Source organism: Paraburkholderia sp. JHI2823, assembly GCF_038900695.1.
Classification (GTDB): Bacteria; Pseudomonadota; Gammaproteobacteria; order Burkholderiales; family Burkholderiaceae; genus Paraburkholderia; species Paraburkholderia mimosarum.
On the sequence record NZ_JAYMRY010000361.1, the window covers coordinates 1 to 369 of the forward strand.

A 369-nucleotide genomic window follows, 5' to 3' on the forward strand; every position below is an offset into this window, starting at 1 on the left:
TGCAGGTCGCCTATAGCGGCGCGGTCAACCCCGCTGACGTCGCGAAGGGATGGAGCACGTTCGACTTCAAGTCCCCGTTCGCGGAACTCCCGATCGCGCTGAACCTGAACTGGCTCGCGATCCTGCTGTACGTCGACGCGTTCGTGAGCCCGAGCGGCACCGGCACGACCTACATGGCGACGACCTCGCGCATGATCTACGCGATGGAGCGCAACAACACGATGCCGAAGATGTTCGGCAATGTGCACCCGTTCTACGGCGTGCCGCGCAACGCGAGGTGGTTCAACCTGCTCGTCTCGTTCATCTGCATGTTCTTCTTCCGCGGCTGGAGCTCGCTCGCGGCGGTGATCTCGGTGGCGACGGTGATCT

1 protein-coding gene is annotated in these 369 nt (G+C 63.1%); it reads left to right on the plus strand.

What is annotated here, in order from left to right; translation table 11 throughout:
- Positions 1–369 (plus strand): amino acid permease (locus tag VSR34_RS38985; protein WP_342965309.1); only part of this gene is annotated, 369 nt, incomplete at both ends.